The sequence below is a fragment of the Ralstonia soli genome (assembly GCF_023955655.1).
Lineage (GTDB): Bacteria > Pseudomonadota > Gammaproteobacteria > Burkholderiales > Burkholderiaceae > Ralstonia > Ralstonia soli.
On the sequence record NZ_JAMXHT010000010.1, the window covers coordinates 34,104 to 52,564 of the forward strand.

General features: G+C 65.1%; 16 protein-coding genes. 12 read left to right on the forward strand and 4 right to left on the reverse strand.

Annotated elements, in window-relative coordinates:
* Nucleotides 1-20 precede the first annotated feature (20 nt).
* The 8 genes from pcaF (at nt 21) to NG900_RS23905 (ending at nt 7,256) form a co-directional block, all read left to right on the forward strand.
* A complete protein-coding gene (pcaF, locus tag NG900_RS23870) occupies nt 21-1,223 on the forward strand; it encodes a 3-oxoadipyl-CoA thiolase (RefSeq protein ID WP_252684431.1) in 1,203 nt (400 codons plus the stop codon).
* Nucleotides 1,224-1,230: 7 nt separating this feature from the next.
* Nucleotides 1,231-2,592, forward strand: a complete 1,362-nt coding sequence (locus NG900_RS23875) for a 3-carboxy-cis,cis-muconate cycloisomerase (protein WP_252684433.1) — start codon at nt 1,231-1,233, stop codon at nt 2,590-2,592.
* A 21-nt stretch (nt 2,593-2,613) separates the two neighbouring features.
* The gene (gene pcaD / locus NG900_RS23880; protein WP_252684435.1) at nt 2,614-3,423 is read left to right on the forward strand and encodes a 3-oxoadipate enol-lactonase; all 810 of its coding nucleotides are present in this window, start codon (nt 2,614-2,616) and stop codon (nt 3,421-3,423) included.
* Nucleotides 3,416-3,814: a 4-carboxymuconolactone decarboxylase gene (gene pcaC, locus NG900_RS23885; protein ID WP_252684437.1), complete on the forward strand. Its 399-nt coding sequence runs from the start codon at nt 3,416-3,418 to the stop codon at nt 3,812-3,814. The genes pcaD and pcaC overlap by 8 nt, the downstream gene beginning before the upstream one ends.
* A gap of 77 nt (nt 3,815-3,891) precedes the next feature.
* On the forward strand, nt 3,892-4,761 hold the full coding sequence (locus NG900_RS23890) for a branched-chain amino acid ABC transporter permease (RefSeq protein WP_252684439.1): 870 nt from the start codon (nt 3,892-3,894) through the stop codon (nt 4,759-4,761).
* Nucleotides 4,758-5,792: a branched-chain amino acid ABC transporter permease gene (locus NG900_RS23895; RefSeq protein ID WP_252684441.1), complete on the forward strand. Its 1,035-nt coding sequence runs from the start codon at nt 4,758-4,760 to the stop codon at nt 5,790-5,792. The genes NG900_RS23890 and NG900_RS23895 overlap by 4 nt, the downstream gene beginning before the upstream one ends.
* Nucleotides 5,789-6,562, forward strand: coding sequence for an ABC transporter ATP-binding protein (locus NG900_RS23900; RefSeq protein WP_252684443.1), 774 nt, complete (start codon nt 5,789-5,791; stop codon nt 6,560-6,562). The genes NG900_RS23895 and NG900_RS23900 overlap by 4 nt, the downstream gene beginning before the upstream one ends.
* Nucleotides 6,555-7,256, forward strand: coding sequence for an ABC transporter ATP-binding protein (locus NG900_RS23905; protein ID WP_252684445.1), 702 nt, complete (start codon nt 6,555-6,557; stop codon nt 7,254-7,256). The genes NG900_RS23900 and NG900_RS23905 overlap by 8 nt, the downstream gene beginning before the upstream one ends.
* 14 nt (nt 7,257-7,270) lie before the next feature.
* On the opposite strand, the gene NG900_RS23910 is transcribed toward NG900_RS23905, so the two are convergent.
* Nucleotides 7,271-8,440 (reverse strand): ABC transporter substrate-binding protein, encoded by a 1,170-nt coding sequence (locus NG900_RS23910; protein WP_252684447.1) that lies wholly within the window; start codon nt 8,438-8,440, stop codon nt 7,271-7,273.
* 139 nt (nt 8,441-8,579) lie between these two features.
* On the reverse strand, nt 8,580-9,557 hold the full coding sequence (locus tag NG900_RS23915) for a LysR family transcriptional regulator (RefSeq protein ID WP_252684449.1): 978 nt from the start codon (nt 9,555-9,557) through the stop codon (nt 8,580-8,582).
* A 119-nt stretch (nt 9,558-9,676) separates the two neighbouring features.
* Here NG900_RS23915 and pobA point away from each other — a divergent pair, with 119 nt between their 5' ends.
* The 3 genes from pobA to infA all read left to right on the forward strand — a co-directional run bounded on the left by pobA (nt 9,677) and on the right by infA (nt 11,900).
* A complete protein-coding gene (gene pobA, locus NG900_RS23920; RefSeq protein WP_252684451.1) occupies nt 9,677-10,900 on the forward strand; it encodes a 4-hydroxybenzoate 3-monooxygenase in 1,224 nt (407 codons plus the stop codon).
* A gap of 139 nt (nt 10,901-11,039) precedes the next feature.
* Complete coding sequence (locus NG900_RS23925) at nt 11,040-11,333, forward strand: hypothetical protein (protein ID WP_252684453.1); 294 nt, start codon at nt 11,040-11,042, stop codon at nt 11,331-11,333.
* 348 nt (nt 11,334-11,681) lie between these two features.
* Nucleotides 11,682-11,900 carry a translation initiation factor IF-1 gene (gene infA, locus NG900_RS23930; protein ID WP_004631109.1) on the forward strand — a complete coding sequence of 73 codons (219 nt, stop codon included), beginning with the start codon at nt 11,682-11,684 and terminating at the stop codon, nt 11,898-11,900.
* A gap of 217 nt (nt 11,901-12,117) precedes the next feature.
* Here infA and galU read toward each other — a convergent pair whose 3' ends face one another.
* On the reverse strand, nt 12,118-12,990 hold the full coding sequence (gene galU / locus NG900_RS23935) for a UTP--glucose-1-phosphate uridylyltransferase GalU (protein WP_252684455.1): 873 nt from the start codon (nt 12,988-12,990) through the stop codon (nt 12,118-12,120).
* Nucleotides 12,991-13,029: 39 nt separating this feature from the next.
* A complete protein-coding gene (locus NG900_RS23940) occupies nt 13,030-15,906 on the reverse strand; it encodes a valine--tRNA ligase (RefSeq protein WP_252684457.1) in 2,877 nt (958 codons plus the stop codon).
* Nucleotides 15,907-16,059: 153 nt separating this feature from the next.
* Here NG900_RS23940 and NG900_RS23945 point away from each other — a divergent pair, with 153 nt between their 5' ends.
* Nucleotides 16,060-18,441, forward strand: a complete 2,382-nt coding sequence (locus NG900_RS23945) for a UvrD-helicase domain-containing protein (protein ID WP_252684459.1) — start codon at nt 16,060-16,062, stop codon at nt 18,439-18,441.
* Nucleotides 18,442-18,461 lie beyond the last annotated feature (20 nt).

The following is an 18,461-nucleotide window of genomic DNA, read 5'->3' on the forward strand; positions in this document are numbered from 1 at the left end:
CAACCGGAGACAGAACAATCATGACGCAAGCCTTTATCTGCGACGCCATCCGCACCCCCATCGGCCGCTACGGCGGCAGCCTGTCCGCCGTGCGCGCGGACGATCTGGGTGCAGTGCCGCTCAAGGCGCTGATGGCGCGCAACCCGCAGGTCGACTGGTCGGCCGTTGAAGACGTGATCTACGGCTGTGCCAACCAGGCCGGTGAAGACAACCGCAACGTGGCGCGCATGTCGTCGCTGCTGGCGGGGCTGCCCGACGTTGTGCCGGGTTCGACCATCAACCGCCTGTGCGGCTCGGGCATGGACGCCACGGGCACGGCGGCACGCGCCATTCGCGCCGGTGAAACGTCGCTGATGATTGCCGGTGGCGTGGAAAGCATGAGCCGCGCACCGTTCGTGATGGGCAAGGCCGCGAGCGCCTTCTCGCGCGATGCCGCCATCTACGACACCACCATCGGCTGGCGCTTCGTCAATCCGCTGATGAAGGCCCAGTACGGCGTCGACTCGATGCCCGAAACCGCCGAGAACGTCGCCACCGACTACAACATCAACCGCGAAGACCAGGACCGTTTCGCACTGCGCAGCCAGGCCAGCGCCGCACGCGCGCAGGAAGATGGCACGCTCGCGCAGGAAATCACCCCGGTGACGATCCCGCAGAAGAAGGGCGACGCCATTGTGGTGAGCCGCGATGAGCACCCGCGCGCGACCAGCATGGAAGCGCTGGCCAAGCTCAAGGGCGTGGTGCGCCCGGACGGCACCGTCACCGCCGGCAATGCGTCGGGCGTGAACGACGGCGCCTGCGCGCTGCTGCTCGCCAATGAGGAATCCGCCAAGCGCTTTGGCCTGACGCCGCGTGCGCGCATCGTCGGCATGGCCACCGCCGGTGTGCCCCCGCGCGTGATGGGCATCGGTCCGGCGCCGGCTTCGCAGAAGCTACTCAAGCAACTCGGCCTGACGATCGACCAGATGGACGTGATCGAGCTGAACGAGGCATTTGCCGCGCAGGGCCTGGCCGTGATGCGGCAGCTCGGCCTGCGGGACGACGACCCGCGCGTCAACCCGAACGGCGGCGCCATCGCACTTGGCCACCCGCTCGGCATGAGCGGCGCGCGCCTGGTCACGACGGCGATGTACCAGCTGCACCGCACCGGTGGCCGCTACGCACTGTGCACGATGTGCATTGGCGTGGGCCAGGGCATTGCCATGGTGATCGAACGCGTTTGATGCGGCCATGACCAGCGGACTGCTCGATCGTGCGTTCTCCACACCGGCCATGCTGGCGGTGTGGTCCGATGCGGCCACCGTGCGCGCGATGTTGGATGTGGAGGCGGCGCTTGCGCAGGCCGAAGGCGCGGTCGGCGTGATTCCGGCGGAAGCCGTCGCGCCGATCCGCGCGGTGTGCGCTAAGGCCACGCTCGATCTGGAGGCGCTCGGCAGTGCCGCTGCCAGCGCGGGCAACCTGGCGATTCCGCTGGTCAAGCAATTGACCGCCGCTGTCGCGCAGCACGATGCCAACGCCGCGCGCTATGTACATTGGGGCGCGACCAGCCAGGACATCATCGATACCGGCCTGATGCTGCAGTGGCGGCAATCGGCTGAGTTGATCGAGGCTGATCTGCAAAAGCTTGCCGATGCGCTGGCCGCGCTGGCGCAACGCCATCGCAATACGCCGATGGTCGCCCGCACGTGGCTGCAACAAGCCTTGCCAACCACCTTCGGCCGCAAGGTCGCCGGTTGGCTGGAAGCGGTGCATCGCGCGCAGGATCGGTTTGCGGCGTTGCGTGCGCATGTGCCTGCGCTGCAGTTTGGCGGGGCGGCGGGCACGTTGGCCAGCCTGGGCGAACACGCGCGCGCTGTCGCCCAGACGCTGGCGCATGAACTCGACCTGCCGCTGCCCTCACTGTCTTGGCATGGCGAGCAGGACCGTGTGGCCGACATCGGCGCCACGCTGGCGCTGCTGACCGGCACGCTGGGCCATGTCGCGCGCGATCTCTCTTTGATGATGCAGATCGAGGTGGGCGAAGTTGCCGAGCCTGCGGGTGCGGGCAAGGGCGGTTCTTCCACCATGCCGCACAAGCGTAACCCGGTCGGCTGCGCCACCGTGCTGGCGGCGGCCGCGCGCATGCCTGGGCTGGCGAGCACGCTGCTGTCCGCACTGCCGCAGGAGCACGAGCGTGCGCTCGGCGGCTGGCAGGCGCAATGGGCGACGCTACGCGAGATGGTGTGCTTGGCTGCCGGCGCGCTCGATCGCATGCGCGACATCATCGAAGGCTTGCAGGTGGATGCGGCACGCATGCGCGTCAACCTCGACCTGACGCGTGGCCTGATCCTGGGTGAAGCCGTGATGCTCGCGCTCGGCGCAGATATCGGCCGCCTGCAGGCGCATCACGTCGTCGAAGCTGCCAGCCGCAAGGCCGTGCAGGACAACACAACGCTGCGCGACGTGCTGATGGAAGACGCCGACGTGCTGCGCATCTGGGGCAATGCCGCGCCACAACGGCTCGAAGCACTGCTTGACCCCACTCATTATCTTGGCGATGCGGGCGCCGCGGTGGACCGCGTTCTCGCGGAACACGCTCGCCGCCATCCCTGATTACGGATCCACGGAGACACCATGCCCTGGCTCGAACACGACAACGTCCGGCTGTATCACGAGTTTGACGACACACACGAGGCGGACAAGCCGGTGCTGGTGCTGTCGAACTCGCTGGGTACCAACCTCGGGATGTGGCAGCCGCAGCTCGAGGCCCTGCGCCAGCACTTCCGTCTGCTGCGCTATGACCAGCGCGGTCATGGTCAGTCAAGCGTGCCGGATGCGCCGTTCGGCGTGGCACAGCTTGGCGGTGATGTGCTCGCGCTGCTGGATCACTACGACATCGACCTTGCGCTGTTCTGCGGTCTGTCGATGGGTGGCCTCACGGGTTTGTGGCTGGCCGCGTATCACGGCGAACGTTTTCCTCGCATGGTGGTGACCAACACGGCTGCACTCATCGGTACAGCACAAGGCTGGAATGACCGCATCGCGCTGGTGGAGCGCGGCGGTATGGCCGCCATTACCGACAAGCTGCTGAGCTGGTTCTCGCCGGGCTATCCCGAGGCCAATCCGGCTGCGATCGATGGTTTCAAGAGGGTATTTCTTGCCACGCCCACCGCGGGCTACAACGGTTGCTGCGGGGCGATCCGCGACGCGGACCTGCGCGCGCAATTGCCGAACATCCGTGTGCCGATGCTGGTGATCGGCGGCACGCACGACATCTCCACGCCTCCGGCGCAAACGAAAGCCATTGCCGAGAGCGTGCCAGGTGCGCAATACGTCCAGCTCGCGGCCGGCCATCTGTCCAATTGGGAACAGCCTGAGGGCTATACCGAAGCACTGGTCAGCTTCCTCTCCACCGGTGTCGCACGCGAGGTGGCCCATGGATGACCGCGAACGCTATGCCGCCGGCATGCAGGTGCGTCGCGCCGTGCTGGGCGATGCCCACGTCGACCGCGCCAATGCCGCACAGACGGAACTGACGGCGCCGTTCCAGGACCTCATCACGCGCTATGCGTGGGGTGAGATCTGGACGCGCCCCGGCCTGCCGCGCCACACGCGCAGCCTGCTCACGATCGCCATGATGGTGGCCCTGGGCCGCGACGGTGAACTGCGCCTGCACTTGCGCGCCGCCTCCAACAACGGTGTGACGCGCGACGAGATCCAGGAGACGCTGCTGCAGACCGCCATCTACTGCGGCGTGCCGGCAGCCAACCACGCCTTCCACCTCGCGCAGACCGTGTTTGCCGAGATGGATGCGGAGGCCGCAGCGAAGACGTAACCCCGTCGTCCGGGACAGACACCACGCAACACACAGGGCAAACCGGCCGCCGAGCCGGAAGCCCCAGGAGGAGACCCTTGCTCAGCGCGATAGGTGTGTTGTTTGACGGGCTGGCTTACGGCAGCCTGCTGTTCCTGATCAGCATCGGCCTGTCGGTCACGATGGGGCTGATGAACTTCATCAACCTCGCGCACGGGGCGTTCGCCATGGCGGGCGGCTATGTGTGCGTGGTGCTGATGAACCGCCTCGGCGTGCCGTTCCTGGCGACGCTGCCCATTGCCTTTCTGGTCACTGCGGCCATCGGGTTTGTGCTGGAGCGCACGCTGTACCGGCGGCTCTACCGTGCGAGCCCGCTGGATCAGGTGCTGTTCTCCATTGCGCTCGTCTTCATGGCGATGGCCGGGGCTACTTACGTGTGGGGTCCGGCCCAGCAGCCGGTCGAGCTGCCGGAGATGCTGCGCGGCCAATTGCGCGCGTTCGACAGCGGGCTGGAAGTGGGCCGCTACCGGCTCTTCCTGATCAGCATCGTGATCGTGTTGACGGCGGTGCTGGCGTGGCTGATTGAACGCACGCGTTTTGGCGCGCAGGTGCGGGCCTCGGTGGACAACCAGCAGGCGTCGGCGGGATTGGGTATCAACGTGAGCCTGGTGTTCTCCGTTACGTTTGCGCTGGGCTCCGGGCTGGCGGGGCTGGGCGGTGGGCTGGGTATCGATGTGCTCGGGCTTGATCCGGCCTTTCCGATCAAGTACATGGTGTACTTTCTGCTCGTGGTGGCCGTGGGCGGCGCGGGCTCCATCAAGGGCACGCTGCTGGCGGCGCTGGTGCTGGGCGTGTTCGACGTGGCGGGCAAGTACTACGTGCCGGACTTGGGCGCGTTCGCTATCTACGGCTTGATGGTGGTGCTGCTCGTGTTCTTCCCGAGGGGTCTGCTGGGGAGGCGCGCATGAACGTGCTGCAGCAACTGATGCGGTCTCCGCAGGCCGCCGCGCACACGCAGGGGCATGGGCTGCCGAACGGGCGCTGGTCGCCGCTCGAGTTGGTGTTCTGGTGTGTGCCCGTGGCGGTGTTCTTTCTGCTTCCCGATTACCTCGTCTTCGGCAGCCAGGTGCTGATCGTCGGACTGTTTGCGCTGTCGCTGGATTTGGTGCTCGGCTGTGCGGGCATCGTGTCGCTGGGGCATGCGGGCTTCTTTGGGCTCGGCGCCTATACGGCGGGGTTGCTTGCAGCGCATGGCTGGGGCGAGCCGCTCACGGGGCTGGTAGCCGGCGCCATCGTTGCCGCGCTGGGTGGCTTCTGCGTGAGCTTCCTCGTGGTGCGCGGACAGGACCTGACCCGCCTGATGGTCACCCTCGGCATTGGCCTGATGCTGTATGAGGCGGCTAATAAGATGGCGTTCCTGACCGGCGGTGTCGACGGCCTTTCCGGCGTGACGATGGGCAACCTGCTCGGCACCTTTGCATTCGACCTGGAGGGCCGCACGGCGTACGTCTACAGCCTGGTCGTGCTGTTCCTGGTGTTCGTGCTGTTGCGCCGGCTCGTGCGCTCACCGTTCGGGCTGTCGCTGCGAGGGATTCAGCAAGGCCCGAAGCGCATGCCGGCCATCGGCGCTGATGTGCGCATGCGTCTGGTGGCGGCCTTCACCGTGAGTGCGGCGATTGCCGGTGTGGCGGGCGGACTGCTCGCGCAGACCACGCAGTTTGTCGGGCTCGACTCGCTTGGGTTCTCGCGCTCGGCCGAGTTGCTGATCATGCTGGTGCTGGGCGGCACGGGGCGGCTGTATGGCGCATTGATCGGCGCCGCGGTGTTCATGGTGGCGCAGGATGTGCTGGCCGGCATCAACCCGGTCTACTGGCAGTTCTGGATCGGGCTGCTGCTCATGGTGATCGTGCTGTTTGCGCGCGGCGGCATTCTCGGCGGGCTGGAGGCTGCGGTGTCCGCCATCCAGGCATGGCGAGCCCGCAACGGAGGCGCCGCATGAACGTGCTGACCATGCATCCCACGCCCACGCTGAGCACACGTGGCCTCTCCCGGCGCTGGGGCGCGTTTCACGCCAATTCCGATATCTCGCTGTCGTTCAAGCCCGGCGCGCGGCATGCGCTGATCGGCCCCAACGGTGCCGGCAAGACCACCTTCATCAACCTGCTGACCGGCACGCTGGCGCCCACCGCGGGCCAAGTGCTGCTGGATCAGGAGGACATCACACGGCTGCCCGCGCACCGGCGCGTCAAGCGCGGCATCACGCGCACATTCCAGATCAACACGTTGTTCCCGGGGCTGACGGTGCTCGAATCGGTGATGCTGGCCATCTTCGAGCGCACCGGTGCATCGTGGCACTGGCATCGCACGGTTGCGTCGCACAAGGAGGCGCGCGAAGAAGCGATGGCGCTGTTGGGCCGCCTGCAACTGGGCGCCGACGCGCTGTCGCCCACGCATGCGTTGCCGTATGGCAAACAGCGGCTCGTGGAGATTGCCCTGGCGCTGGCGACGCACCCGCGCATTCTGTTGCTCGACGAGCCAGCCGCCGGCATCCCCACCGGCGAGAGTACCGAGCTGTTCGAGGTGATTGCCAGCCTGCCGCGCGACATCACCATCGTCTTCATCGAGCATGACATGAACCTCGTCTTCCGCTTTGCCGAGCGGATCACCGTGCTGGTGGGTGGCCGCGTGCTGACCGAAGGCACGCCAGAGGAGATTGCCGCCGACCCGCGCGTGCGCGAGGTCTACCTCGGGGAGGCCGAACATGCCTGAGTTGCTGTCCTTCGAGAACGTAACGGCCGGCTACGGCAATGCCGTCGTGCTGGACGATGTGTCCTTCACGCTGGACGCGGGCGGTAGCCTCGCATTGCTGGGCCGCAACGGCGTTGGCAAAACCACGCTGCTGAGCACGCTGATGGGCTTCACGCGATTGCACGGCGGACGCATCCGCTGGCAGGGCGCGGACATCGCCAAGGTGGCGCCGCATCGGCGTGCGCGGGCGGGTCTGGGCTGGGTGCCGCAAGAGCGGTGGATGTTTCCGTCGCTGACGGTGGAGGAGCATCTCACCGCCGTCGCACGGCCCGGCGCGTGGGACGTGGCGCGCGTGTACAAGACGTTCCCGCGCCTGCAGGAGCGGCGGCGCAATCTCGGCAATCAGCTTTCGGGCGGCGAGCAGCAGATGGTCGCCATTGCCCGCGCGCTGATGACGAATCCCGCGCTGCTGTTGCTCGATGAACCGATGGAAGGCCTCGCGCCGATCATCGTGCAGGAGCTTGGCCGTGCCATCCGCGCGCTGGTGGAAGAGGGCGGCATGGCGGTAATCGTGGTGGAGCAGCACGCGCGCCTGGCGCTGGAGCTGACGCAGCGTGCGCTCGTGCTCGATCGCGGGCGCATCGTGCATGCATCGGCCAGCGCGGAGTTGCTGGCCGATGCACCGCTGCTGCAACGGCTCGTGTCCGTTGCGTAACGTTGAATTGGGCGTTACTTGCCCGGGTCCTTCACGTCGGCAAACTTGTCGAACTCGACGTTGTAAAGCTCGTTGCCGACCTTCTCCACCTTGCGGATGTAGACCGTCTGCACCACGTCGCGCGTAGCGGGGTCGATGGTGATCGGCCCGCGCGGGCTGTCGATCTTCATGCCCTTGAAGGCCGCCATGGCCTTCTCCCCGTCGATCTTGCCGCCCAACTTGTTGATGACGTTGTAGATCGCGCCGATGCCGTCATACGCAGCCACGGCCATGAAATTCGGACGGCCCGCGCCGGGGTTGGCATCCGCAAAGGCCTTCAGGAAGGTCTTGTTCTGCGGCGAGTCGTGCGCGGCCGAGTAGTGGAACGACGTGATGACGCCCAGCGTCGAGTCGCCCATGGCGGGCAGGACGTGGTCATCCGTCAGGTCGCCCGTGGCGATGACCTTGGTGCCGGCCTGCGCCAGCCCGCGCTCGCGGAAGCCCTTCATGAACGCCACGCCCTGTTCGCCAGCGGGCAGGAAGACGAACACCGCCTGCGGCTTGGCGTCCTTCACGCGCTGGATGAACGGCGCGAATTCCGGATTGCGCAGCGGCACGCGCACGGCTTCCACCACCTGGCCGCCGCCGGCCGTGAAGGTCTGCTTGAACGCGTTCTCCGCATCGACGCCGGGCGCGTAGTCGGCCACTACGGTCGCGACTTGTTTGATGCCGTTCTTCAGTGCCCACGAGGCGATCGGCGCGGAGATCTGGGGCAACGTCATCGATACGCGCGTCACGTAGTCCGACTTGGTGGTGATCGATGACGATGCGGCGTTGAAGATCACCATCGGCTTCTTCGCCTGCTGCGCGATGGGCGTGACGGCCAGTGCTTCGGGCGTCAGGCCGAAGCCGGCGAGGAAGTCGACCTTGTCGCGTACCACCAGTTCCTGGGCCAGGCGCTTGGCCACGTCGGGCACGGGGCCCGTCGTGTCCTTCAGGATGATCTGCACCTGGCGCCCGCCTGCGGTCGTGCCGTGCAGCTTCTGATACGCCTTGATGCCGCCTTCCATCTGTTTGCCGTAGTCGGCAAAGGGGCCGGAAAAGGGCGCGATCAGGCCGATCTTGATCGGCTCGTCGGCAAAGGCGGGCAGGGTGGTCGCGAGCGCAGCAGCAACGGCGGTCAACAGCAGGGCACGACGTTTCATGAAGGTCTCCAAGGGTGGGTCGGCAAACGTGAGCCGGTAGTCAGCACAACGGCGTCGTTTGCGCGTGGCGACGATGCTAAAGGCTCTGTGTTCGTGCTGCAATCGACTGCTCGGATTGTGACCACCAGCGGCCGGTCGATTACTTCGTGTTTTTGCGCTTGGCGGGCCGGTGGCCGGGCTCGCGCCATTCGTCCGCCTCGTCGTTGAACAGCGACGACACCAGCGCGCGGAACCACTGGCTGCGCGCATCGTTGTGGAACTTGCGGTGCCAGTGCTGCTTGAGGTCAAAGCTCGGCAACTCCAGCGGCGGCGTCATCACGCAGATGTTGGCGTGCGACTGCATGAACGACAGCCCTACCGCGTGCGGCACCGTGGCAATCAGATCCGTGCGCGCGAGGATGAACGGGATGCTCATGAAATGCGGCGTGAGCAGCGCAGGCGTACGGCGGATGCGCTTGCGTTCCAGAAAGCGCTCGTACAGCTCCTGACTGCGCCCCTCCGCACGCACCACGGCGTGCCCATATTCGAGGAACTGCGCCATCGACAGCTTCGTGTTGCCGCCACGCGTAACAGGATGGTCAGCCCGCACGATGCACGTGAAGTAATGCGTGAACAGCCGCTGCTGAAAGAAATTGTTCTTCTTCAGATCAGGGAAATAACCGACGGCGAGGTCCAGCGAACCGGTCTCCAGCGCGCGCTCGATCTGCGCGGGCGGCAGCGACACGGATTGCACTGACGCCCGCGGCGCCTCGCGTGCCATGGCCTCGACAATGCGCGGCAGGAACACCATCTCGCCCACATCCGAGAGCGCAATCGAGAACAGGTGCGTGGTGGTTGCTGGATCGAACGCTCCGGTTTCCAGGATGCCTTGCTGCACACGCGCCAGCACATCGCGCGCGGCTGGAATGAGTGCCAGTGCACGCGGCGTCGGCTCCATGCCGCGCGAGGTGCGTACAAACAGCGGGTCATCAAACGCGGCACGCAGTTTGGCCAGCGCCGTGCTCACGCCCGGCTGGCTCATGCCGAGCTGCTGTGCTGCCATGCTCACGCTGCGCGCATCGTGCAACGCCATCAGGATCGGCAGCAGGTTCAAGTCAAAGTCGGGCAGGGTGGACATGGCGAACGCGTTATCTGAATTGGCGATAAAGTTTATCGCCAATATTGCATTGTCGGATATCAAGGTGCGCGCCAACAATGCTTGCCAGAACGATTCCAATCCATCTGGAGACAACCACCATGCGCACACAGGTCGCCATCATCGGCGCGGGCCCGGCGGGCCTGCTGCTCGGGCAGCTTCTGCACCGCAACGGCATCGACGCCGTTATTCTCGAAACCAAGAGCCGCCAGTACGTGGAAGAGCGCATCCGCGCCGGCGTGCTGGAGCAGGGCACGGTCGACGTGCTCAACGAAGCGGGCGTAGGCGAGCGCATGCGCCGTGAAGGGCTGGTGCACCACGGCATCGACCTGCTGTTCGGCGGCAAGCGGCATCGCATTGATCTGACGGCGATGTCGGGCGGGCGCTCCATCACCGTGTATGGGCAGCACGAGGTGGTGAAGGACCTGATTGCTGCGCGTGTGGAGCAAGGTGCGCCGTTGCTGTTCGATGTGTCCGACGTGTCGGTGCACGATATCGAATCGGCCACGCCTTCGGTGCGCTTCGTGCACGACGGCGTGCCGCAGACACTGCAATGCGACTACATCGCCGGATGCGATGGGTTTCACGGTATCTGCCGGCCCGCGATTCCGGCGCAGCGGCAAGCCGTGTACGAGCGTGTGTATCCATTCGCGTGGCTCGGCATCCTCGCCGAAGCGGAACCGGCGGCCGACGAATTGATTTACGCAAGCCATGACCGCGGCTTCGCATTGTTCAGCATGCGCTCGCCCAAGATCACGCGGCTCTACCTGCAATGCAAGCCGGACGAGAACCTGGCCGAATGGTCCGACGCCCGCATCTGGGATGAACTCCACACGCGCCTGGAGAACAACGACGGCTGGCACCTCAAGGAAGGCACGATCCTGCAAAAGAGCGTCACGCCGATGCGCAGCTTTGTCTGCGAGACCATGCAGCATGGCAGGCTGTTCCTCGCCGGCGACGCGGCGCACATCGTGCCGCCAACAGGCGCAAAAGGCATGAACCTGGCGGTGGCTGACGTGCGCGTGCTGGCGCAGGCACTGACGGCGCGGTACCAGCGGAACGACATCGCGCAACTCGCGGCCTACTCCGAGCGCTGTCTGCAACGCGTCTGGCGCGCCGAGCACTTCTCGTGGTGGATGACGTCAATGCTGCATCGTTTTGACGATCACTCGCCTTTCATGCAGAAGCTGCAGCGCGCCGAACTGGATTACGTGACGAGTTCGCCGGCGGGTGCACGCGTGCTGGCCGAGAACTACGTCGGCCTGCCGTTTGCCGATGCCCCAGCCAGCGCCCTGAGCGTGGTCAGCGGGACGAGGGCGGCGTAGTCCGGATTGCCGGCCGGGGCAACCCTTCTCCTGGCGGAGGCACGGCGCTGATCAAACGTTGGCGCCACTTTCATCGCCATGAAAAACGGGCAGGTGTATAGTCGGACAGCACTCGACGTTCAAGAAGGGGGCATTTCAGATGGACACTTCGCCGGCGGGCCAATACAAAGGCTTCGACATTTATCCGTTGGCTTTCCAACATGAACGCACGGCACGCTGGCCCGAGGCCAGGGAAGACCGCAGCTATAACGCGGCCGTGATGATCTGTCGGGAGGGGGAGTCGCCCGAACCCGGGCAAACGCAGGTGTTTCGCCTCTCAGGGGACCAGCAGTTCGCCAATGTAGGTGATGCGCGCCTCGCAGCGCTGCGCTTTGCCGAGAGCATCATTGATGGCGGCGTGCCGGATCTGTCGCTCACAGCCGACGGTGCCTGAAGCCGAATCCCCCTGCCCGTGATAGAATATCGGGCGAATCCGGCACGCCGCCGGGCCAATCATGGCCGGTGGCTGCCGAATCCAGCACCGGGGATCACCCCGCGCCGAGTCGGGCGGCGCGCATCTGCGACCGCCACCCATTCCTCGCTCTCGCTTGTACCAAGCACCACGTGCCACTGGCGGGCGCGATTTGTGTTTGGTGCAGCCAGGTACCCCCCCGCCCGCTGTCCGGGCAGATGATCGCGGCGATACAGCTGCATGCCCATGGGGTGTGCAGTGTGGTTCGGGTGGGTCATCACATCATTGCAACCATCGGCGCAGCCGCGTGCTGCATACAAAGGAACGAGTTTGGCCAAGGAAGAACTGATTGAATTTGAAGGGGTGGTCTCTGAAGCACTGCCCGACAATCGTTTTCGCGTGCAACTGGAAAACGGCGTAGAGATTTGGGCTTACGCATCGGGCAAGATGCAGAAGCACCGCATCCGCATTCTCGCAGGCGACCGCGTGAAGCTGGAAATGTCGCCGTACGACCTCACCAAGGGTCGCATCAACTACCGGCACAAGTAAAAACGGCTGTGCCGTGAAGGCGTCCATCCTGTGGACGTTTCAAAGAAACCGCGCGTCTGCAAGGATTCGCGGTTTTTTGTTGTCACGGTGCGGGTGATGCCGGGCTCACAAGGCGCCGGTCCCTCGCATGGTCCCGGGTCGACCACGAGCCGGATTCGATCGACAAAAAACCCGCATCAGCTCGCGCTGGGCGGGTTTGTTGTTGCGCAGGTGCAACTCAGCCGCGCGAAGCGAGGTAGGCGCGGAACTCGTCCGCCACTTCTTTGTGCTTGAGGGCGAATTCCACGGTGGCCTTCAGGTAACCCAGCTTGCTGCCGCAGTCATAGCGCACGCCCTTGTAGCGGTAGGCCAGTACCTGCTCGGCCGACAGCAGCGACTGGATGGCATCCGTCAGTTGCAACTCGCCGCCGGCGCCCGGCTTCAGGTTGCGGATGTGATCGAAAATGCGCGGCGTCAGGATATAGCGGCCGACCACGCCCAGGTTCGACGGTGCGTTCTCGGGTGCCGGCTTTTCGACGATGCCTGACATCTTGATCACGCTGCCGTCTTCTTCCCACGGGCGGCCATCCACCACACCGTACGAACGGCTCTGCTCACGGTCGATCTCTTCCACGCCGATCACCGAGCAGTTGTAGTGGTCGTACAGATCGACCATCTGCTTCATGACGGGCGGGTTGCCGTCGAGCAAGTCGTCAGCCAGGATGACCGCGAAGGGCGCATCGCCGACCAGCTTCTCGGCGCATTGCACCGCGTGGCCGAGGCCCAGCGCTTCGGGCTGTCGCACGTAGAAGCAGTCGACGTGAGATGGCTTGATCGAATGCACCACCTCGAGCAGGGCGGTCTTCTGCTTGGCTGCCAGTTCGGCTTCGAGCTCGTAGGCCTTGTCGAAGTGGTCTTCAATGGCGCGCTTGCTGCGGCCGGTCACGAAGATCATCTCGGTGATGCCGGCGGCCATGGCTTCTTCCACGGCGTACTGAATCAGCGGCTTGTCCACCACCGGCAGCATTTCCTTCGGGCTGGCCTTGGTGGCCGGCAGAAAACGGGTGCCGAGTCCAGCAACAGGGAAGACGGCTTTGGTGACACGTTGCATCGTGGTTTCCTTGACGACGTTTGATTCTTGACCCGACGCTCAGGCAGCTTGCACCGGCAGGCGCGCAACCTGAGCTTCCAGTTTGGCGAGCGTGGCCTTGAAATCCGCCACACGCTTCTGTTCTTGTTCCACTACCGCGGCCGGTGCACGGGCGACAAATGATTCGTTGCCCAGCTTGCCTTCGCACTTGGTGATCTCGCCGCGCAGGCGGTCGATTTCCTTAGAGAGGCGAGCGTGCTCTGCCGCCACGTCGATTTCGATCTTCAGCAGAAGTTTGGTGTCGCCGACGATGGCGACCGGGGCGCCGGCGCCATCTTGCTCCATGGCGGCGGCGTCCGTGTAGACCTTCACTTCCGACAGCTTGCCCAGTGCCTGCACGTATGGTGCGGCCACCTGCAGGAACTCGGCATCACCGTTGGCGTACAGCGGCACGCGTTGCGCCGGGGAGATGTTCATCTCGCCGCGCAGGTTGCGACAGGCGTCCACCAGCGCCTTCAACTGCTGCACCCACTGCTCGGCCTGCTCGTCGATCTTGCTGAGCGCGGCGCGCGGGTATTCCTGCAGCGCGAGGCTCTCGGTGCCGTCGCCCTTGGCGCGGCCAGCCATCGGCGCGACCTTCTGCCAGAGCTCTTCGGTAATGAACGGGATGATCGGGTGGGCCAGGCGCAGCACGGTTTCCAGCACACGCAGCAGCGTGCGGCGCGTGGCGCGCTGCTGGGCCGGCGTGCCGGTCTGGATCTGCACCTTGGCGAGTTCCAGGTACCAGTCGCAGTACTCGTCCCAGACGAACTTGTAGATGGCGTTGGCGATGTTGTCGAAGCGGTAGTCGGCAAAGCCTTTCTCCACTTCGGTTTCCACGCGCTGCAGCAGCGAGACGATCCAGCGGTCGGCCTGCGAGAAGTGCAGGTAGCCTTCGGGGCCGCAATCGCCGACGCATTCCTGCATGCCGCAGTCCTGACCTTCGGTGTTCATCAGCACGAAGCGCGTGGCGTTCCAGAGCTTGTTGCAGAAGTTGCGGTAGCCCTCGCAACGGCCCGGGTCAAAGTTGATGCTGCGGCCCAGCGTGGCGAGCGACGCGAAGGTGAAGCGCAGCGCGTCGGCGCCGAACGCCGGAATGCCTTCCGGGAATTCCTTGCGCGTGCGCTTTTCGACCTTGGGCGCGTCCTTCGGGCGGCGCAGGCCGGTGGTGCGCTTGGCCAGCAGCGGCTCCAGCGCGATACCGTCGATCAGGTCGACCGGGTCGAGCGTGTTGCCCTCGGACTTGCTCATCTTCTTGCCTTCCGAATCGCGCACCAGGCCGTGCACATAGACGGTGTGGAAGGGCACTTCGCCGGTGAAGTGCAGGGTCATCATGACCATGCGCGCCACCCAGAAGAAGATGATGTCGTAGCCCGTGACCAGCACGGTGGAGGGCAGGAAGTGCTTCAGCTCCGGCGTGTCGGCTGGCCAACCCAGCGACGAGAACGGCACCAGCGCCGACGAGAACCACGTGTCGAGCACGTCGTCGTCGCGCGTAAGTGCGCCGGTGTAGCCCTTGGCCGCAGCCTGCGCCTTGGCTTCGTCTTCGGTGCGACCGACATAGACGTTACCGGCATCGTCGTACCACGCCGGAATCTGGTGGCCCCACCACAGTTGGCGCGAGATGCACCAGTCCTGGATGTTGTTCAGCCACTGGTTGTACGTGTTGACCCACTGCTCGGGCACCAGCTTGATCTTGCCGCTCTGCACGGCGTCCAGCGCCACCTCGGCGATGGAGCGGCCCGGGAAGCGCGTGCCTTCCGGTGCCGGCTTGCTCATGGCAACGAACCACTGGTCGGTCAGCATCGGCTCGATCACGACGCCGGTACGATCACCGCGCGGCACCATCAGCGTGTGCTTCTTCACTTCGGCCAGCAGGCCTTGCGCTTCGAGGTCGGCGACGATCTTCTTGCGGGCGTCGAAGCGGTCCATGCCGGCATAGGCGGCCGGCGCATCGGCGACGATCTTCGCGTCGAGCGTCAGGATCGACAGCTGCGGCAGCTTGTGGCGCTGGCCCACGGCGTAGTCGTTGAAATCGTGGCCCGGCGTCACCTTGACCACGCCGGTGCCGAATTCGCGGTCGACGTATTCGTCGGCAATCACGGGGATCTGGCGATCGGTCAGCGGCAGGTGCACGAACTTGCCGATCAGGTGGGCGTAGCGCTCATCTTCCGGGTGCACCATCACGGCCGTGTCGCCGAGCATCGTCTCGGGGCGGGTGGTGGCGACCGTCAGGTGGGTCAGGCCGCGCACGGCGTCCGGTTCGGCCAGCGGATAGCGGATGTGCCACAGCGAGCCTTCTTCCTCTTCGCTCACCACTTCCAGGTCGGACACAGCGGTGCCGAGTACCGGATCCCAGTTGACCAGGCGCTTGCCGCGGTAGATCAGGCCCTGCTCATACAGGCGCACGAACACGTCGCTGACGGCGCGCGACATCTTCGGGTCCATCGTGAAGTATTCGCGCTCCCAGTCGATCGAGGCGCCCATGCGGCGCACCTGGCGCGTGATGGTCGAGCCCGACTGCTCCTTCCACTCCCAGACCTTCTCGACGAACTTTTCGCGGCCCATGTCGTGGCGCGACACGCCTTGCGCATCCAACTGGCGTTCCACGACGATCTGCGTGGCGATACCGGCGTGGTCGGTGCCCGGCACCCACAGCGTGTTGGCGCCCGACATGCGCGCGTGGCGCGTCAGGCCGTCCATGATGGTCTGGTTGAACGCGTGGCCCATGTGTAGCGTGCCCGTCACGTTCGGCGGCGGCAGCTGGATACAGAAATCCGGCTTGCCGGCTTCGAGCGTCGCACGGGAGACGCCCATCGCTTCCCACGCCGCGCTCCACTTCTGCTCGATGGTGGCGGGTTCGAAACTCTTGGCGAGGGCTTGGTTTTGATCGGTCATGCTGACAGAGGCGCGAAGGGGCGCAAAAGAGACGTTTGGCCCAAGAAAATGCTGGGCGAAAGCTTGGAATTATACGACTTGTCCGTGTCTGCCACGGGCGAGGCGCGGGAGGGCGCCGGTATAATTTGAGGATTCTGCCGAGGCTCCTCCCGCATGTCCGACCTGCTCGCCAATCTGAACCCCGAACAACGCGCTGCCATCACGCTTCCCGATGAATCGGCGCTGATCCTGGCGGGGGCGGGCAGCGGCAAGACGCGCGTGCTGACCACCCGCATCGCCTGGCTGATCCAGAGCGCACGCGTGTCGCCGTCGGGTGTGCTGGCCGTCACGTTTACGAACAAGGCGGCCAAGGAAATGACGGCCCGCCTGCAGGCCATGCTGCCGCTCAACACGCGCGCCATGTGGATCGGCACGTTCCATGGCTTGTGTAACCGCCTGCTGCGCGCGCACTACCGCGATGCCGGCCTGCCGCAGACCTTCCAGATCCTGGATACGCAAGACCAGCTTTCCGCCGTCAAGCGCCTGCTCAAGTCGCTCAATATCGACGACGAGAAGTTTCCGCCCAAGAACGTCCAGTACTTCATCAACGGGGCCAAGGAGCAGGGCCTGCGCGCGGGCGATCTGGAAATCGCCAATGAATACGACCGCCGCATGGCCGACCTGTACGCCGCCTACGACGCGCAATGCCAGCGCGAAGGCGTGGTCGACTTTGCCGAACTGCTGCTGCGCTGCTATGAACTGCTGCGCTACAACGATGCGATCCGCGCGCATTACCAGCGGCGCTTCAAGCACATCCTGGTCGATGAGTTCCAGGATACGAACAAGCTGCAGTACGCTTGGCTGAAGGTTCTCGCGGGTTTGGGCGAGCCAGGTGTCACGCCCAACGCCATCTTCGCCGTTGGCGATGATGATCAGAGCATCTACGCGTTTCGTGGCGCCAACGTCGGCAATATGGTCGACTTCGAGCGCGAATTCCGCGTCGAGCACCGGATCAAGCTGGAGCAGAACTACCGCTCGCACGGCAATATTCTCGACACGGCTAACCACCTCATCTCGCACAACTCGCGCCGCCTGGGCAAGAACCTGCGTACCGACGCAGGCCATGGCGAGTTGGTGCGCGTCTATCAGGCCGCGACGGACGGTCAGGAGGCCGGCTGGATCGTCGACGAGATCCGCGACCGCATTGCCACCGGCATGTCGCGCTCGGAAATCGCCATCCTCTATCGCAGCAACGCGCAGTCGCGAGTGATCGAGCACGCGCTGTTCTCGGCGGGGATTCCGTACAAGGTGTACGGCGGCCTGCGCTTTTTCGAGCGCGCGGAAATCAAGCATGCGCTGGCGTATATCCAGTTGCTGGAGAACCCGGACAACGACGCTGCATTTGGGCGCGTGGTGAACTTTCCGGCGCGTGGCGTCGGGGCGCGTTCGCTGGAGCTGTTGCAGGATGCTGCCAAGCTGTATGGCATCTCGCTGGCGGCCTCGGTGCCCTATCTGACGGGCGCGGCGGCCACCAAGCTCTCCGCATTCGTGCGCCTGATCGAGCAGATGCGTGCCGACACGCGCCAGATGACGCTGCCCGAAATTGTTCAGCACGTCATCCACGCCAGCGGCCTGATCACGCATTACCAGGGCGAGAAGGAAGGCCAGGACCGCATTGAGAACTTGCAGGAGTTGGTGACCGCCGCCCAGGCGTTCGTGGCCGAAGAGGGTTACGGCGTAGATGCGATTGCGACCGCGCTACCGGTGCGCCACGACGCCATGCTGCGCATCGAAGGCGGCGAGATTGACGAGAACCGCGGCGATACCGTCTCCGAACTCGTCACCGACGAGGCGCCGGCGGAGATGACGCCGCTGGTCGCCTTCCTCACGCACGCCTCGCTGGAGGCTGGCGACAACCAGGCCCAGGCCGGCCAGGACGCCGTGCAGATGATGACCGTGCACGCAGCCAAGGGGCTGGAGTTCCACGTCGTCTTCATCACCGGGCTGGAAGAGGGCTTGTTCCCGCACGAAAACAGCCAGATGGAAAAGGATGGCCTGGAAGAAGAGCGCCGCCTGATGTACGTGGCCATCACTCGGGCGCGCGAGCGGCTCTATCTGTCGTTCGCGCAGAGCCGCGTGCTGCATGGCCAGATTCGCTACCACATCCGCTCACGCTTCTTCGATGAGCTGCCGGAAGACACATTGAAGTGGCTGACGCCCCAGCAATCGGGCTACACCGCGACGCGTCGTGCGCAAGGCGAAAGCGGCGCGTGGGGCAAAGATTGGTTCAAGCGCCCCGAGCGCGGCGACGAAGACGCCTACACCGGCACGCGCCCCACCGGCGGCATGGACACCGGCAAGAACTACGCCGATGCCAAACGCGCCGAGGCCACGGGCTTCCGTGTCGGCCAGTCGGTGTTCCACAACAAGTTCGGGGAAGGCGTCATCACGACGCTGGAAGGCGAGGGCGCCGAGGCACGCGCTCACATCAAGTTCAACCGCCACGGGGTGAAGGTGCTGGCGTTGGGCATCGCCAAGCTGGACCCGATCAACTGAGCGTCGATCGAGTCCGGGTG